Genomic DNA, 18,015 nt, shown 5'->3' with positions numbered 1-18,015 from the left:
ATGTCTTATGACTTGAATATGAAGCTAATTTTAAGCTATTGTGAAGGAATTGAGGGGTTTGTTAGGATTTTGTTAAATTATTGCTGATTTAATAAATAGAAAATATATTGAACTAAACGAAATATAAATTAAGTATTTAGCAATCAAGCACTTACAGGTTTACATTTTAAACGTGTTTAAACATGTTTGGTAAATTCTTTTGTAAAACTCACAAAAAAGAGGCTATTTTCTCAATCCATTTTTCAAGATTTTTCTCATAAACTAATCTATATTCATCAATGATACTGGCATGTTTTTGATGAAATTCTTCGGTCATTTTCTTATTTGTTTTGCTATCTCGAAGCACACATTCAAAATTATTCACTCGCCCCACAAATAACTTATAATCAGCACTCAATAAAGTTTTGTAGTTAAAATGAAACCAATTTTTTGTGTAAAACTCTACGGCAGTTTCGTTAATTGCCAAGCCTTTAGCCATCCAATTTTGCTCTTTACAAAACCCCTCGTACTCAAAATATTGACCAGTAAACAAACCATTCTTTTTGGTTTCGGATGCTTGCGTATAGAATAGGTAGTTATCAGGGTTTTCAATATCGACACGAAACTTTCGGGCTTGCATTCGTTCGAGCCATTCGGCCATCGTCAATGGCTTTTCGGAATCAAGAAATAAATCAAATACAAATTCTTTGCCCCCATACTGCAGCAATAAAGCCACGTGAAAACCCCAAGTAAGCAAGCCATTAGGCGAAATATTATTGGGGTCAGACAATTGAATGGTCTGTTTTGAATCTTCTCGGTAGCGTGTGGGAGCATAAATCCAAATTTTATTATGTTGCACACCGTAGCTTCGCAAAATCAACGATGCAAAATGTGTAACATTATGGCAATTTCCTTGCTTATATTCAAAAAGCGGAGCAAGGAAAAACTTTAATTCTTCAAAATAGTAATCAAAATAATTATCTGTAATTCGAGAGAGTCGGCTGCCCGTATTTGTTAAAACCATTGTTAGTTTTTTCGGCAAAAGTATGCGTCCCAAAATCGAAGTTTTCTACTTCCTCTATTAAGTATTTGTTAATTATTCAAAGCTAATATTAGCTTAACAATTTATTCATATTTACATAAAATCAAGCTAATTTTAAAAGATTTACTTTGTTGCGATTAATCTATCGGCTCCCGTATTCGTCGGTATTTTGTAATAAATATTTAAAGTAACGTTGACTGCCGACTATTGAGCGTCGTGGACTAAATATCATCTCAAAAATCAATCAAAATGTCACCAATCAAATTAGTTGTTTTCGACATGGCCGGTACAACCGTGCAAGACAAAAAAGAGGTTGAAACCTGCTTTGCCCGTGCCTGTGCCGAAACAGGCCTAACGGTTTCGGAAGAACGAATCTTGGCATTGCAAGGTTACTCGAAAATCGAAGTTTTTAGACTTCTTTGGGAAGAAAGAATCGGACAAAGCCATCCCGAATATGATGAAAACGTAGTTTATTCGTACGATTATTTCCGACTGATTCTCGAAGATCACTATAAGTTTAACGATGTTTTGCCTACCGAAGGTTGCTTAGAAATGTTTGATTTTTTACGTAAAAACAATATCAAAATAGCTCTAACCACTGGTTTTTACAGAAAAGTAACCAATATTATTCTCGAAAAGCTTGGTTGGCTTGACGGCTTAGAATTTAACTACGTGAATACTTCTGGCAAATCAGTAATTGATGTTTCTATCGCCAGCGACGAAGTGCAAAAAGGCCGCCCAGAGCCTTATATGATTCAAAAAGCCATGAAGCTAATGGGTGTAGCCGACCCATATGAAGTTCTCAATATTGGTGATACGCCTTCCGACCTAAAATCAGGCGTAAGAGCGGGTTGCCGACTTTCGTTAGGTGTTACAAATGGCACACACACATACGACCAGCTTAAGTTTATCCGAAATGATGGCTTGCTTACATCATTGAAAGAATTGAAACCTATTATTGAAAACATCAGCGTTTTAAGCGAAGCATAATGAAAAATTTCGATGTGATTATTGTCGGAGGCGGCATTATGGGGGCATTTCATGCTTATCATGCAGCCAAACTTGGCAAAAGTGTACTTATCTTAGAAAAAGACAACTTTCCAGTTAGTTCTACTGTCCGAAATTTTGGCCAAGCAGTCCCTTCTGGTTCATCAGGCAAATGGTTTGATTATGGGCGAAGAAGTTTAGAAATCTACCAAGATATTCAATCTAAGTTTGATATTTCAGTACGTCGAAACGGAACTGTTTATATAGCTTCTGATGAGACTGAATGGATGTTGGCTAACGAGCTTTTTGGCATCCATCAAAACAAAAACTATAACTGCGTTTTACTCTCGAAACGCCAATGTTTGGAGCAATATCCCGAACTCAAAGCTGAATATGTGAAAGGTGGAATTTACTACCCTAACGAAGTAAGCGTCGAGCCTAATTTGTTGATTTACAAAATATTAGATTATCTTCAAGAACAATTTAAGGTTGCTTACAGAGCCAATACAAGCGTTATTGATTGCCAAGAAATTGGTGGTAAAACTGAAGTAATAACTGCGAGTAAGGAAAAGTTTTCTGCCGAAAAAATTATCATTTGCAGTGGCTATGTTTTCAATTTACTTTTCCCAGAAATTTATGCTAAAAGTGGATTGATTGTCAGTAAGTTACAAATGATGCAGACAGTGCCAATGAAAAATGTTACGCTGAAAGGTAATATTCTTACAGGGCTTTCTATTCGTCGCTATGAATCTTTTGAAGAATGTCCATCGTATAAAAATAGTACTACACCCGAACATTACTCTGAACTCAAAAAATGGGGAATTCATATTCTTTTCAAACAGGCCATTGATGGCTCAATCATCATCGGCGACTCACACGAATACGCACCCGTAGGCAAAACAGATGAACTGGGTTTTGATACAAAAGACTATGTTAATAAATTGATGCTGAAGGAGGCCGAACGCATCGTGCATTTTCCTGTCAATCAAATTGCTCGTACTTGGGCAGGTTTTTATGCTCAACATCCCGACGAGATTTTCGAGTACAATATTTCGCCCAATATTCATATTTTCACAGGAATTGGTGGAAAAGGTATGACCACCAGTGCTGGCTATGCCGAAGCCAATATTCAAAGGTTATTTTTGTAGGTTTGCCTTCGTAGAGACGTAATATATTACGTCTCTACCAACAAATGTGGCACACCTTAAAGGATGTACCACATTTATTTTCACCCAATCGGATTATATTCAGTTTCGTTTTTTTGCGAAACCTTCCACCATAATTTCCCTTTTAGATATTTATTCGAGAAATAAAGAAGCTGTACTACGAGCAAAGTAAAACAGACAAACGAAATGATATAGCCGAATGTCATCAAGATATTGAGAAACGACACTTTTTTCAAGAAGAACTCACGATAAATCAATAAAACTACGCTTCCGAGATAACCTACTGAGTCGCAGATATAGACCAGAAAACCCACATTTCCACGAGCTTTGAAAAGTGCGATTAGGCGTTCGAAAACTACAGTTTGAATCAATAAATAAGGCAAAAATAAGCCAATTCCGAGGCTCAACATCCAAGTTTTGGGCGTAATGAGTGCTGTCTGAAAAGCCCATGTACTTCCTCCACAAAGCAAAACCGCCACGAGCATCATACCCGAAAATGTAAGATATGATTTAAAGTTATTTTTGATAAAAGCATTGAGTGCAATCAGTGTTACTACTACCACTCCGATGATTGTTTCAATTTCCGAAAAAATAGTTTTATTGAATTGTGGGTCGATTTCTCGCCATACTTCAACCGCAAAGTTATCTCGAAAATCACGCATCGAAGCCAATAACAAATAAACCCCAATAAAACATAAAAGCCCTAAACCAAATTCTTTTATTATCAATTCTTTATCAGCTTTTTTCATAGCAACTCGCTCACTTCTCAGAACTAAATCTTCATCGTTTGGTGGCGGAATCTGTGCCAGCATCCAGACAAAAAACAAAAAGAGGGGCAGAAAGAAAAGCCCGATGGCAAACGGCAGATGAAACTCCGAAATATGATAGGTTTCTTGTAGAAATAAATAGATAGTTTTCAAAACCCCTGAGGTCATTACTAAATTTAGGCTGAGTCCAAGAGCCAAAAATTCGGTTAGCTTTCGGCCTTCGAGAAAGCTAAAAATCACGCCCCAAACCATGCCGAGCGGCAAACCATTCAGAAATAAAAAAACAAAATTATACGGAAACGGCACAAACCCAAAAGCAACCAATGCGATTTCGGCAAACACTATCAAGCTGATAATCAAGACAATACGTTTTTTTGATTTTAATTCGGCAATGACTTTGATTCCGATAATTTTTGAAAACATATAGCCAAAAACCTGCGAAATTATCAAAATCGTTTTATAGCCCACACCCCACAGCTCGTAGTTTTCGTAAAGCCCAGTTGTGAAAGGTTTTCGGAAAGCGTACATGCAAAAATACGTTCCAAAAGCTGCTATAATACACCAAATTGTAAGGAGTATTTCTGACTTTTTGAGGAGTTTCTTCACGATTAATTATAGGTTAAATAAACCATAAATTTCGAGAAGTAATATAAACTCAGAATTAAGCGAGTATTATGCTTAGATTAGTTTTCGGTGTAAAAGTCGTGGATAATTCGGTTTTCTATTCTGCCTGAATGCCCTTACCTTTGTTATGTTAAATTTTTGCTTACTAAAAAACCATTACAGATGTCGAATTGGTATCAAGGAAAGATTCGCTACCAAAAGGTAGATGAAAAAGATAGAACAATCAAAATTACCGAAGTATATTTAGTTGATGCAGTTTCATACACCGATGCCGAAGCTCGTGTGTATCATACAGTTGCCTCAAACACGCCCGATTTTCAGTTATTTGGACTTTCAAGAATGAAAATCCATGAAGTTTTTTTTGTGGAAAATGGCTCAGAAACTTGGTATAAAGTGAAAGTAAACTTCATTAGTTTCGATGAAAAAGCCCAAAAAGAAAAACGTACACCTTTCACGATGCTAATCAATGCCGATAATCCATTATTGGCGTACCAGTTAATCTCTGAAAGACTCGGAACGGTAGAAGATTACCAAATTACAGATATTAATATCACCAATATTTTGGAAGTTATCCCTTATGAAAAACCAGAAGAGCAAATCTTGAAAAGTGGTAATTTTAAGCCATTGGCTGAGGTTTTGGCAAATCAGGCTGAGTAATGTAGAGCGACGGCGTCGGCCGTCCGATTTCTAAATTACTCAAGTTGGAAGGACACAAGTCTGAGACTTGTGCTACGATACAAAAGAAAAAGTCAGAGGTAAGACCCCTGACTTTTCTGATTTTAACACCAATATGAATCAATTGAACTACCGAAGTAGTTGATTCAAGTCTCAGCCATAAGCTGATAATCTTTTTGTTTGCACAAGTATCTTTATGAGTTAAGTTGGTTTAACGTCGGCAGGCAGCTCCACTGCGGGTTCGGAACCCTGCCGACGTTGGTGTAAATAAATACTACCTCCCCACCCACTCATTTAATTTTTTATCATATACCAGCGTTGCATCTGGCCATTCTATGTAATGTTTCATGGCGATATAGTTATCGAGGTTTCCTTTTTTTATTAATTCTTGAAAAAGGAAATTGCCTCTTTCTATCAATATTTTTTCTTCTAAGTGTGGAGTGTTCGCTACTTCTTCAAAGGCTTCGGGCATCAGTGTATTTTGTTTCAACTTAAATTTCCCGAGAACTCCTCTTTTGTATTTTGGACTATTCCCTACTGGACGAATCATGAAAAAATAATTCCAGCCATCAGGCGTTTGGTGATATTTTTCTATACGAAAACTCGGTAGATTTTTCACATAAAATTGTCTGTACTGAGCATCGAAACGAGTTTCATTGGTGGCATTTGGAGCTTTCGTAAAAACGTAGGTAATAATATTTGCAAGTAATGTATCTCGTTGATTATCAGAGAAATAATTCGACACATCATACTTATTTGATTGGCAAGAGAACAACACTGCAGCAAGCAATGAGACTAAAACTACTTTTTTCATATTGGTGATAAAAGTTTCCTGTTTTGGCAGAAAACTTTTTGTTTTTATTACTTAGAAGTTTACGGAAGGCTTCGATTTGAGCGAAGCCTTCCGTAATTCATTATTTGATATAAACCACTGACTGTGGACTAAATTCAGCCCAAGTAGCTGTCCAGTCCGTTGCTCCGAATGCACCGATATAATCAGCAGCAGTGAAGAATGAACCAAGACCAGTTGTTGAACCACCCGTTGCGATTGAAGCAGAAGCTCCAGCAGCAATAGCAAACGATGGACGACCAACTTGGAATAGTGATGCACTGATACCAGTGTTCACATAGTTAGGTACAATCTTATTTCCTTTTTGAGCTAAGAACCAAACTGATGGTAATTGTGTACCGATTGCCAAAGCAGCTGGAGTTGTTGCAGTGTTTACGTCACGCACTGCAAAACCACGTGGCTCAGAAGCAAAACCTTGTCCGAAACCGTTTGTTCCCCAACCATCTACACCTGCCAACACGATATTATTCAACACTAATTCACCTTTTTCAGCATTTGCCGCAGTAGTTGCACCGTCAATGTAAACACCATTCGGATAACCAGTAGCGAATGTATTGTGAATCTTCAATTTGTTATTTCTTCTTAAATGGAACGCATTTTGGAACAGTGGACTGATTGAAGTAGCCGCCGAACCTTTCGCACCAATCAAAGTGAAGTTAGAGAATGTTCCCGAAGTATATGGCTCTCTTGAGTTTCCTTGACCGTCATTATCAACCTCGAAACCATTTGAACCCGATTGGTCAGCTTGAGTTGCTCCACGAATACCGATACCAAATTGTACATTTCCACGGAAACCATTATCAACATCAAAATCATCATCTAAGCCTTTGTAAGCGATAAAATACTTACCGTTCACTGTACCACCAAACCACTCGAATGAATCGTCAAGGCCGAAAGTTGCCATCAAGTATTCCATTTTAGTACCGCTACCTACCGAACCAAACGTAAATGAGTTTACTTCTTGATTAGGGTTGATTGGCACACCAGCGTACTCAACACGTACATATTTCAAGCTGCCTGAATTATCGGCATCGTCAGCACCACCATGCCATCCTTTGTAGCTACCTTCTAATTGACCAACGCCATTTGGTAAGTTATTTTTTGCTTTTCCGCAAATTACTAAACCACCCCAGTCACCTGGTTCTCTTTCGCCAACAGCTCTTTCAGAAGTAAATACAATTGGCTCAGCAGCAGTACCTTCTGCGATAATTTTACTACCACGTTGAATAATCAACGTACCTTTTGAAGCACGGTCACCGATGATTACTGTACCTGGCTCGATAGTAAGCGTACCCACTGCAACACCTGCTGGTGTTACGTCAGTTGTATCGCCACCTACACGCACGAAACCTACGAGTTTATAAATTTTGTTCTTTGTCCAAGAAATATTTCCTGTTAAAACCCCTCTTACTGTAACGATTTCTTTTGGAGGAATTGCCGTTACTTTTACTGTAAATGTTGTTGGGGTAGATGCTTGATTTTTTGCATCAGTAGCAATAATTGTGAAGTTTACGCTTGCACCAGCTGCCAAATTTTCAACTGTATATTCTTTTGTATAATTATCAGCAGTTGTGCCGTCTGCATACGTTTTTGTATCGAAAGCCACACCATTTTTCAAAACTGTTACGGTTTTCAAGCCACCTGGAGCCGAAATAGAAGCAGTAACATTTACTTTTGCACCTGGAATTCCCGAAGCCTCAGTTCCAGCCGAAACGATTGGTGCTGGTGGAATTACTTCTTCTTCTTGACATGAGCTAACGAAAGCCGCCGTAGAAAAAAGCAAAGTAGCCGATGCTAATAATCGAAAATACTTTTGAAACTTAATCATTTGTTTTTGGAGTTTATTTTTAAAAGATATGAGATATGGGATATGAGATTTGAGATACGGAACTTGAGATGCTATGTTATATTCAATAGCTTTAAAATTCTTATATCTCGTATCTCATCTCTAAATTCTATTTTGAAAGCGTATAACTGAAACCAAGCGTTACTAAACTACCTGGTTTGTAACTTTGCATTACTTCGTCAGTTTTGCGGTCGAATTTGCCATCTTGATTACCATCTTGCAAAATCAAAGCTGCTTGGTTGAAAATATCGGTCACACCACCTTTAATTGTCCAACGGTCTTTGATTCCTTTTGAGAAAGTAAGGTCAACTACATTTCTTGGCATTTCGTAAAGGTCTGGGTAGCCTTCAAAGCCAATCGCAAAAATTCTTTTTCCGATTACATTGTAGAGTAAGTTTACTTGGAAATCTTTATCAGTATTGTTGTAGTTTAAACCAACATTTAAGATATAAGGCGACTGACCTTGTAGCGGACGGTTGTTCGATTGTCCTTCGGCACCTTCACGCAATTGTACTTTGCTGTAAATCAAGGCGGCGTTAAACAATAAACTCATTTTTTCTAATACCGGTGAGCTTGTCAAACTTGCTAAACCTTTGCGAACTTCTAATTCTAAACCTGCACTTTGAGCATTTTGAGCATTTTGATAGATGAAAGTCTTTGCACCTAACGAGCCACTTCCTGCTTCAACTTCTAACTCAATCGGATTTCTAAAATTCTTGTAGAAAGCTGCAATACTCACGATTTCCGAAGGAGTTGGATATAATTCCCAACGCACATCAAAGTTATTTACAGTTGAGATTTTCAAACCTGTATAACCTTCATAAACTACGTTGAAATCAAAATCATAGAACGAAAACGGAGCTAACTCACGGAATTCAGGACGATTGATTGTTTGTCCGTAAGCCGCTCTCACGAGCATTTTTTCTGAGAAATTGTAAGATAAATTCGCTGAAGGCAATACACTCGTTACTGGGTTTTTCACGTTTACTTTTGCTCCACCTAAGAATGCACTTTGCAAACTTTGTGTGTTATCTTCAATCCTTGCACCAGCAATGATATTTAGTTTTTTGCTCAATGGAATGTTTGCATTGGCATAATAAGCCAATAATCTGTTCCCAGCGGTATATGAATCGTTCGGGTTCGTTTGTTCGTCAATTCTGATACCCGTTGTGCTATTGATATTATTGAAAAGATTCGTAACTGAACCAGTGAAAAGTTCATTACTAAAGTTATTTCCACGTACATAACCAATATTTCGGCCATTAAACGAGCGGTCTTTGCTTTCGTAGAATAAACCCGCTTTTACTTCCATTTCCTTATCAGAAGCCTTCGATAAAGCTATTTTTTGCGTAAGATTTACTGCTCCTGTGTAGCTGGTTTCGTTCATTTCTGAGAACCAACGACCTAAATAAAATGCCTGTGCAGTACCGATCGGAACGTAGATTGTTTTTGAGCCATTTGTCAAATCAACATCTGAGCGATAACGACGGTAATCTGGTTGCTCACGATTCGAGCGATTATAACCACCTACCCAGTCGATTACGGTTTTACCTTTCAAGAAAGAGTGTTTACCAGTAATTTGACCTGTGTAAATTCCACGATAGACTTGATTAAACGATTGATTATCAGGATTATAATTTGCTTCAATTGCACGACCACCACGTTGTGTGAAATTTGAGTTGCTCATTTGATTGAATAAGTTTTTCAACTCAATTGAGTGATTATCATTGAAACGAAATGCCCAGTTATGAATCAAACCAACTCTGATATTACGGCTATATTGTGAGTCTTTAAAGAAATAAATCGGCGATTGTGTATTATTGATATTGGCATTGAAGTCATTGCGGTCAATCAAGAAATTAGTGCGGCTATCCGAATAATTCAAGGCCGTTACGTTTCCAACTTTAATTTTACCGATATTGAATTTATAGTTTCCTGTCAAACCAAAACGTTGGTCAGGAGTGGCAGTTGTGCGGTTAGTAGTCCATTCGTTTCTTAAAGAACGACCCGTGGCTTCTAATTGAGCAGGATTATTCAAAAATACATTGATATTCGACGGAAAAAACTGTGGTAAATCGTAATAACCATTATTAAAACCTGTCCAATAATTTTTACCCTGATTAGGTTGGTAGAAATCACCAAAAGTTGTTCCCTGACGCACCGAAGTACCATAATCAAGCACCAATGAGTTTTTGTCTGGAATATTTTTTGTAAAGATTTTAACTAAACCACCTGCAAATTCGCCAGGTAACTCGGCCGAAGGACTTTTATAAATCAATAAACGGTCGATTTGTGAACTTGGAATAATATCAAATGAGAATGATTTTACGTCGGTTTCCATACTTGGCGTAAAAGCATTGTGAAGCATTACATTATTGTAACGTTGATTTAAACCACGAATATTGATGAAACGCTCGCCAACAATCGTGATACCTGGTACACGTTTCACAACTTGTGCAGCATCACGATCAAGTGTTTTTGCAATTTGTTGAGCCGAAATACCATTCACAACCATCTGCGAAGCTTTGATCTCAGAAATTAACGAAACTTCTGTATTTGTCAGGCGGCTGGCTGTTACTTTTACTTCTTGCAAAACCACCTTATCTTCTTCAAGGACAGTATTAATTTCAAGAACTTTATCGGCTTCTACCGTAACTTCTACTTCCTTTACTTTATATGAAACATAAGTAATTAATACTTTTTTCTTTCCAACTGGTACTTTCGAGATTGAGAAGAAACCATTTACGTCAGTAGCAGCACCCATTGTTGTTCCGTCGATTCTGACCGTTGCACCGATAATGTCTTCGTCAGTTGCAGCATCTTTGACTGTTCCACGGATAACGCCTGTCTGGGCAAGAGATATTAGAGAAATAAATAGTAATAAAGAGGTAAGCGTAAACTTAAATTTGGAGTTCATAACCTATATTGGTGTATTTGATTTTCGACTGCAAAGGTCTGAACTCAATGTTAACTGAATGTTAAGTCAATGTTACGAGTTAATTATGATTGCAAAAAGCGAGTACTTCTACCTAAGATTTCTCTTCGATAAATACTCAAGTAATTCTTTCGGCTTATCAGTCTGTAAGGCCTTGATATTAAACCCGATAGCAGTTTCCCAACCTTGTAGAGTATCATCATCTTCCAAGGTATCAAGCCAAATCGGGATATTAATTTCGGTAAGTTTTTGAATAGTTTCTGGTGAATATGTTTTGATATTTCCATCTAAAACCGATGCTGGAAAACTTAAAACAAATGCTTCAAACTCAAAAGGTGATTTGATATTTGAAGAGGGACTCGTAATTACGGGAATCGTTGGGGCGAGTTTTTTCCATTGAAAAATCTGTTGGGGCGAACAATAAACCACTACTCGTTCACGCATTTGGTATTTATCAAGCAAAGCCACAATTTTCTCAGGGTCGGCCTCTTTAATATCCAAATACAGATTTATTTTTCCTCTCGCTTCCATCAGAAACGACGAAAAAGTAGGAGGAGCAATCTCAGTTCCTTTGATTTTCAGTTTTCTGAAATCAATTGTTGATGTGGCCGAAACTTTGCCTTTACCATCAGTTGTTCGTTCAAGATTTGCGTCGTGCATCACTACTGGCACGCCTTCGAGCGTAGTTCGGATATCAACTTCTACATAATCAACCCCTAATTCGATGGCTTTTCGGAGCGATTCTATGGTGTTTTCGGGTACATCGGCATGAAAACCTCGGTGAGCAATGACAATAAAGTCATGGTCTGTTTTAGGAAAAACAACTTTCGATTGAGCAAATAATACACTCGAAAAAAGCAAGAGTAGTATTTTAATAGAGAAGATTTTCATGTAAATACTGATTATTTGAAAACCTCAAATTTAGGTGAGTATATCTTCGTTCTGTTTTTAGTTTAAGTTATGATTTTGTTAAGTTTCAACCAAAATAGTATCTAAAAAAGTATTAATTGAACTTTTACAGGTTTTTCGGATTTCGGTTAAACATTTTCAAAAACTAAAGATTTTTCAAACATTTTGGCTTAATTTTGGGGATAATTTGAGCGTCAAAAATACGCTATCTACTTTATCAGCAATCAATTAAATAGTACAACAGTGGAAATCATACACGAAAAAAACCTCGGAACTAAGCAAAAAGCATTACGTATCAACATGAATAAGCAAATCTATGGTAGCTTTGCTGAAATCGGTGCTGGGCAAGATGTAGCCGCCAACTTCTTCAAAGCGGGCGGTGCTTCAAAAACTATTGCGAAAACGATGTCGGCCTACGACATGACTTTCTCCGATGCTATTTACGGAGTCATGGAAAACGGGCGTTATGTATGCGAGCCTCGCCTCATGAGTATGCTTGACCATGAATACGGACTTTTGATTGAGCGTTTGGGCGAAAAACGTGGCAATGATTCAACTTTCTTTGCCTTTTCAGATACTGTTGCGGCACTTAATTATCATAAAAACAACGATGCTCATGGCTGGATGGGCGTAAGGTTTCAGCTTACACCACACGGCGACTACAACGATATTATCTTGCACGTAAAAATGCTCGATAACGATAGCATTCTCCAACAACAAGCCCTCGGAACTTTAGGTGTAAACTTGATGTATGGTTGTTATTTTTATAACCAAGACCCCGAAATTCTCCTGCTATCATTAATGGATGATTTGGCAAAAGACCGCATCCAGATTGATATGATTCGCTTCGAGGGTCCAGATTTCAAGCACGTCGATAATCGTTTGATGAGCTTGCACTTAGTAAAATACGGTTTCTCGGATATTGCACTTTTTGGTGCTGATGGCAAAAACTTGCAGCCTTCGGAAGTACTTTTCCGCAAACACGCTTTGGTATTACGTGGTCGATTCCGCCCACTCGTAAACGTACACCTCGATATGCTCGCCAACGGCCGCAAACAGTTTATGCGTGAGCCTGATGTTGACAAAGAACGAGTAGTTGTGCTTTCAGAAATTACGCTACAAGGTTTACAAAGAGACGATGCCGAAATCGACGAAAAAGATTTTCTTGACCGTGTAGATATTCTATGCTCGATGGGGCAAATGGTGATGATTTCAAACTACCAAGAGTATTATAAATTGGTGGCGTATCTATCAAAAATTACAAAATTGAAAATGGGGCTGATTATTGGCTACCCGAACTTACAATATATTTTTGAGGAAGAACACTACAAAGACCTCCCAGGTGGAATTTTGGAGTCGTTTGCTACACTTTTCAGCCGAAATCTAAAACTTTTTGTTTATCCGACCTACCAAAACAACAATATCATGAACTGCATGCGGTTTAATCCGCCAATGCACTTGATTGATTTGTATCGCTACTTGATAGCCAATAATAAAATCGAAGATATTCATCATTATAACGAGACAAATATGAATATCAATACAAACAAAACACTCGAACTCATCAAGAAAGGAGAAGATGGCTGGGAAGAAAACGTGCCTGATGAAGTAATAAAAATGATTAAAGACCGTTGTCTATTTGGTTTCCCTTGTGTGGTCATTCCAGGTGTACCAGGACCAGCCCACGCCATAGAAAACCAAGAAATAGCCATCGAAACCGATGATATATAAATGTGGCAATTACACTTGCTAATTTGTAAAAATCAACAACAAAAATGAAATTTAAAATCGTAATATTTAGTACATTTGTTCTTTTTTCGTATAAACTATTTGCACAAGAAGCCCCCAAGATACTACTACCAGCCGGTAAAGAATGGACTCAACTCAAGGAAGGGTCTGAGGTTTCGTTTGAGCTAAAAGTAGAGGGAAAAAACTGCGAAAAATTCCGTTTCACAATACCTCAAGGGAAACTTGATGGCATGGCTTTCGACTCGCTTGGGCGATTTACATGGACTCCTCCCTACTCAATGGTTGATAGGCTCGATTCTTATAAATTCCAACAGGTGATCTTTGAGGCAAAATGTGATTCTACCAACGAAACCATTTCCTCAAAAGTCGAATTTCGCATTCAGCACGTCAATCGTAGCCCCGTTATTCGAGATTTGAAGCCTTTTTATGTACAGTACAATACCAATAATGTTTATAAAATTGACCGTGATTTTGTGTATGACGAAGACAACGACCCAATTGTGGTAATTCCATCGTTTGAGTCTATGCCTGAAGGAATGAAAATGACTTCTCAGGGCGAAATCTCTTGGTCGCCATCACTCACACAATTCAAAAAACTAAAGGATAAAACACTTGATGGAAATCCGATGTTTTTGGAGTTTTATGTAGAAGACCAACCCGCTAAAACACAATCGAAAGGTCGTCTAAAAATTGAAGCGACACAGATTGACCTTCCGCCCGAAATTGTGGTTGTACCGAAAGATAATGTTTTCAAGATAAAAGAAAATCAGACCATCAATATCCGATTCTATTTGTCAGACCCTAACGGCGATGATGATATTCATGAATTTGATTTCTTGACTGATAACCCGAACGTCAGCAAGAAAAACTTAATCAAAAACACATCTAATCAATACGAGTTTACGTGGCAACCTGGCTATGATTTTGTAAAAGACCCGCTAGATTCGCTTGGTTTTAACATTGACTTTTTTGTATTGGACAAAACCAAAAAGCGTGATGTAAAAACTATCAGATTTGTGGTAAAAAACGCCATCAACGAAGCCGAAACAGATTTGAAACTCTATAATTTATATCGTGGTACACTCACACGTGGTTGGGAATTGCTCGAACAAATGAAGGAGAAAGAAGACGAACTCAAAAAAGCCTATATCAGAGCCAAGAAAGGAAAGAAAAACCGCTCGGTTATCAATGCTTCGCTGGGTGCAACTACGAGTTTATCATCGGTTTTTGTGCCAAAAGACAAACCTGACCAACAACGTCTGATTTCGACATTGGGCGGTACGACCGTACTCACAATCGGAACGCTCGAAGCTACTGAAGTAATTGGTCGCTCGATGAAAGATATTATCGACCGCCTCAATTATATCATCGAAAAGAAGAACGAACTGCAAAGCAAAGGCGATATTTTTGCCCGTGATTTTGCTCTTAAATCATCTCGTAGAGGTAATGATTTTATCAGAAAAGTCGATGATTTTATGAACGTAATGAGTCTAAAAGGCTTGGTAGTACTTGATTTGGATGCTGCTTGGGAACCAAAAAACAAAGCAACCGACGCCAATATCAAGAAAGTATTCAAGGATTTTAATGCAGAATAAGCATAGTCAAAAAATTCCAATCAATAAGTTTTTTTAATCCTCTTCAAAAACAATTTGAAGAGGATTTTGATTTTTTGTTGCTTACCGTTTATCCATATTTCTATCAAAAAAAACAAATTTTAGTATAGTTTTGCTCGAAAAACCTTTGTTTCCTACAAAATTATCAGCTATGCTTTGCAAAAAACTACTTTCTAAACAGTTCACATTGATTGTTTTGGGTGCTGCTTTACTCACGATGGGTAAAGTCTCAGCTCAAGCCCTCAGGATTCCTCAGAATACCAATTTTACCAGTTCGGTAGGTCGAACGGTAGGGACAACTAACATCGAAATTAAATATAGTTCGCCTGGAGTAAAAGGTCGAGAAGGAAAAATCTGGGGAACGGATATTGCTCCTTATGGCTTTACGGTGTTGGGTTATGGCTCAAATGTGCAGTCGCCGTGGCGAGCAGGTGCAGATGAATGCACAACGATTTCGTTTTCGACTGATGTAAAAATTAATGGTAAAGCTCTTTCAGCAGGAAAATATGCCCTTTTTATAGCCGTTTATGCCGACTCTTGTACACTCATCTTCAATAGAAATACTGATGCTTGGGGAAGTTATTTTTACAGAGCCGACTTAGATGTTTTACGAGTGAAAACTATTCAACAGAAAAATCAGCCCAATCTTCAAGAGCGACTTATTTACAGTTTTGCGAATCAGACAGCAGAATCAGTAGAAGTTGCCTTAGAATGGGAACGTTGGAAAATACCATTTAAAGTTGAGGTTGATTTGAAAAAAACTACTTTGGCTGATATTCGCCGACAAATGAGCGGTGCAATTGGCTTCGACCCTGCCAGCTTAGAAGCAGCCGCAACGTGGTGTTTGATGAATGATACCAATTATGAAGAAGCACTAAACTGGATAATTTCGGCCAGTGACCCAAATTTGGGTGGTGTAAATGGATTCCGAACACTTTCTACGAAATCGAAACTGCTTGAAAAGTTGGGCAAAACAAGCGAAGCCAGTAAAATTTGGAATGAAGCCATTGAAAAGGCATCGACAATGGAACTACACGCTTATGGCCGACAACTTTTGGCACAAAAGAAAACGAAGGAGGCAATGGCAATTTTTGAAAGTAATTATAAGAAAAGCAATGGAGCTTGGCCAACAAATGCGGGTATGATGCGTGGACTATCAGCCACTGGCGACTTGAAAAAAGCTCTCGAACACGCAAAAATGGCCTTAACTCAAGCCCCTGACGAAACAAACAAAAAATTTATCGAATCAGCCATTAAGCAATTAGAAGCAGGACAAGCATTAAATTAATGATAAAGGCGGTAAGTTTTATCGCCTTTATTATATCTTCTATTTCACAAATCAATCATTCCTACATCTTCATCAAAGCCACATAAGTCTCAATACCATTCCATATATTCTGAATTCTGATGTTTTCGTTTTCGGCGTGTTGGTTATTATCGTGATTGGCAATCGGAACGGTGATAGTTGGCGTTGCCAAATATTTCTCAAATAAAAATAGAGGTAAACTTCCGCCCAAACTTGGCATCAAGACTACCTCTTCATTGGTACTTGATTGCACGGCTTTTATCACATTTTGGGCAATCGGCAAATCCATTTTCGTGCGTTGAGCATTATAGCCTTTTTGCACTTGCACACGAGCAATGAGCGGGTATTTCATACGTTCTTCGTCGGTAATACTCTCATTTTGAGTAACATAGTATCCTTGTGCTTTGATATGCTCAACCACTTTTTGTGCTTGTCGTTGGGCATCGTTGCCCAAAACCAAACGTAAATCTAAAGCAGCCGTTGCCGAAACAGGAATCACATTTGCAGCCATTTTGCCAACATTTGCACTCGAAATACCATTGATATTGAGCGATGGTAAGTTGATTAATTCAACTAACGATTTTCCGCCACCTTCGGCACGCATAAAGCCCAATTCGCTTCGCATTTGCTCATCAACGGGAGGCACTTTGGCAATGGCTTTTTTCTCGGTTTCTGTAAAAGGCACAACATCATCGTAAAATCCTTTTATCAAAACTCGACCATTATCGTCTTTCATCGAAGCCAATAATTTCGCCAAAAGCATGGCAGGATTTGGAGCCCAGTTGCCATAATGTCCGCTGTGCAATGGGCGTTTGGAAGCATATACTTTTAATTCCATATTTACATCGCCTCGCACACCAAACACTACTTGCTTTTTACCCGACTGATGCACTGGGCCATCGCAAATCACCCAAAGGTCAGATTTGAGTTTATCTTTGTGTTTTTCGAGGATTTCAGACAAATGCGTTGAGCCAGCTTCTTCTTCCCCTTCAAAAAAAAACTTGAGATTTACACTTGGCTGAATGCCCAATTTCGTCAAAACCTCATAGGCAGTCAGAATCGAAAACACGCCTGCTTTATCATCGGAGGCACTACGACCATAAATTCGCCATTCAGGATTGATTTTTTCATTGGCTTTCGGTGCTGGAATAATCTTACCACCTTTTTCGAGCGAAGCATCTAAAAATACCGATTTGAAAGGTTCAATTCCTTCAGCCCACTGATTTGGATTGACGGGTTGACCGTCGTAATGAGCATAAAAAATGACAGTTTTAGTAGCATTTGGTACATTTACTTCGCCATAAACTGCTGGCGGCACGCCCTTGGTTGTAGCTTCCAAAAGCTGGGTTTTGATACCACGAGCCTCCATCATTTTTATGATGTAGGCGGCAGTTCGCTGAATCCCGACGGTATCATACACTACATTCGGAATCGAAAGAAGTCCCATAAACTCGCCCAGTAGGGCATTTTCGTTGGCTTTTCGGTAGTTTCGGGCTTGCTCAATCAATGGGCTTTGAGCAGAGGCTAAGCTTGTAGTGAGTAATAAAGGTAAAAGGTAGCGTTTCAT

General features: G+C 38.3%; 13 protein-coding genes. 6 read left to right on the top strand and 7 right to left on the bottom strand.

Annotated features, from left to right (window positions below):
• Positions 1 to 208: 208 nt before the first annotated feature.
• Positions 209 to 1,003, bottom strand: a complete 795-nt coding sequence (locus ABR854_RS10955; protein WP_350265439.1) for a protein-glutamine glutaminase family protein — start codon at positions 1,001 to 1,003, stop codon at positions 209 to 211.
• Positions 1,004 to 1,270: 267 nt separating this feature from the next.
• Here ABR854_RS10955 and ABR854_RS10950 point away from each other — a divergent pair, with 267 nt between their 5' ends.
• Together ABR854_RS10950 and ABR854_RS10945 are read left to right on the top strand one after the other, a co-directional pair.
• Positions 1,271 to 2,011 (top strand): HAD family hydrolase, encoded by a 741-nt coding sequence (locus tag ABR854_RS10950; protein WP_350265438.1) that lies wholly within the window; start codon positions 1,271 to 1,273, stop codon positions 2,009 to 2,011.
• A complete protein-coding gene (locus ABR854_RS10945; RefSeq protein ID WP_350265437.1) occupies positions 2,011 to 3,156 on the top strand; it encodes a TIGR03364 family FAD-dependent oxidoreductase in 1,146 nt (381 codons plus the stop codon). Before ABR854_RS10950 ends, ABR854_RS10945 begins: the two co-directional genes overlap by 1 nt.
• 80 nt (positions 3,157 to 3,236) lie before the next feature.
• On the opposite strand, the gene ABR854_RS10940 is transcribed toward ABR854_RS10945, so the two are convergent.
• On the bottom strand, positions 3,237 to 4,547 hold the full coding sequence (locus tag ABR854_RS10940; protein WP_350265436.1) for a DUF5690 family protein: 1,311 nt from the start codon (positions 4,545 to 4,547) through the stop codon (positions 3,237 to 3,239).
• Positions 4,548 to 4,727: 180 nt separating this feature from the next.
• On the opposite strand from ABR854_RS10940, the gene ABR854_RS10935 reads away from it, so the two are divergent.
• On the top strand, positions 4,728 to 5,222 hold the full coding sequence (locus tag ABR854_RS10935) for a DUF4494 domain-containing protein (protein WP_350265435.1): 495 nt from the start codon (positions 4,728 to 4,730) through the stop codon (positions 5,220 to 5,222).
• A 292-nt stretch (positions 5,223 to 5,514) separates the two neighbouring features.
• Here ABR854_RS10935 and ABR854_RS10930 read toward each other — a convergent pair whose 3' ends face one another.
• From ABR854_RS10930 to ABR854_RS10915, 4 genes are all read right to left on the bottom strand, one after another.
• Positions 5,515 to 6,054 carry a hypothetical protein gene (locus ABR854_RS10930; protein WP_350265434.1) on the bottom strand — a complete coding sequence of 180 codons (540 nt, stop codon included), beginning with the start codon at positions 6,052 to 6,054 and terminating at the stop codon, positions 5,515 to 5,517.
• Between the two features lie 100 nt (positions 6,055 to 6,154).
• The gene (locus ABR854_RS10925) at positions 6,155 to 7,918 is read right to left on the bottom strand and encodes a beta-helix domain-containing protein (protein WP_350265433.1); all 1,764 of its coding nucleotides are present in this window, start codon (positions 7,916 to 7,918) and stop codon (positions 6,155 to 6,157) included.
• 127 nt (positions 7,919 to 8,045) lie between these two features.
• The gene (locus ABR854_RS10920) at positions 8,046 to 10,853 is read right to left on the bottom strand and encodes a TonB-dependent receptor (protein WP_350265432.1); all 2,808 of its coding nucleotides are present in this window, start codon (positions 10,851 to 10,853) and stop codon (positions 8,046 to 8,048) included.
• 108 nt (positions 10,854 to 10,961) lie between these two features.
• The gene (locus ABR854_RS10915; protein ID WP_350265431.1) at positions 10,962 to 11,762 is read right to left on the bottom strand and encodes a glycerophosphodiester phosphodiesterase family protein; all 801 of its coding nucleotides are present in this window, start codon (positions 11,760 to 11,762) and stop codon (positions 10,962 to 10,964) included.
• 270 nt (positions 11,763 to 12,032) lie between these two features.
• Between ABR854_RS10915 and ABR854_RS10910 the strand changes: the two genes are divergently transcribed.
• The 3 genes from ABR854_RS10910 (at position 12,033) to ABR854_RS10900 (ending at position 16,430) form a co-directional block, all read left to right on the top strand.
• Complete coding sequence (locus ABR854_RS10910; RefSeq protein ID WP_350265731.1) at positions 12,033 to 13,511, top strand: TonB-dependent receptor; 1,479 nt, start codon at positions 12,033 to 12,035, stop codon at positions 13,509 to 13,511.
• A gap of 44 nt (positions 13,512 to 13,555) precedes the next feature.
• Entirely contained in the window at positions 13,556 to 15,124 is a 1,569-nt protein-coding gene (locus ABR854_RS10905) for a hypothetical protein (protein WP_350265430.1), read from the top strand.
• 169 nt (positions 15,125 to 15,293) lie between these two features.
• Complete coding sequence (locus ABR854_RS10900; protein ID WP_350265429.1) at positions 15,294 to 16,430, top strand: DUF2911 domain-containing protein; 1,137 nt, start codon at positions 15,294 to 15,296, stop codon at positions 16,428 to 16,430.
• Between the two features lie 61 nt (positions 16,431 to 16,491).
• Here the strand turns inward: ABR854_RS10900 and ABR854_RS10895 are convergent, their stop codons facing one another.
• Complete coding sequence (locus ABR854_RS10895; protein WP_350265428.1) at positions 16,492 to 18,015, bottom strand: M20/M25/M40 family metallo-hydrolase; 1,524 nt, start codon at positions 18,013 to 18,015, stop codon at positions 16,492 to 16,494.

It is taken from the genome of Emticicia sp. W12TSBA100-4 (assembly GCF_040253585.1).
In the GTDB taxonomy this organism is placed as follows: Bacteria; Bacteroidota; Bacteroidia; order Cytophagales; family Spirosomataceae; genus Emticicia.
The sequence above is the reverse complement of the archived record's forward strand: the minus strand, read 5'-3'. Positions and strand labels throughout refer to the sequence as shown.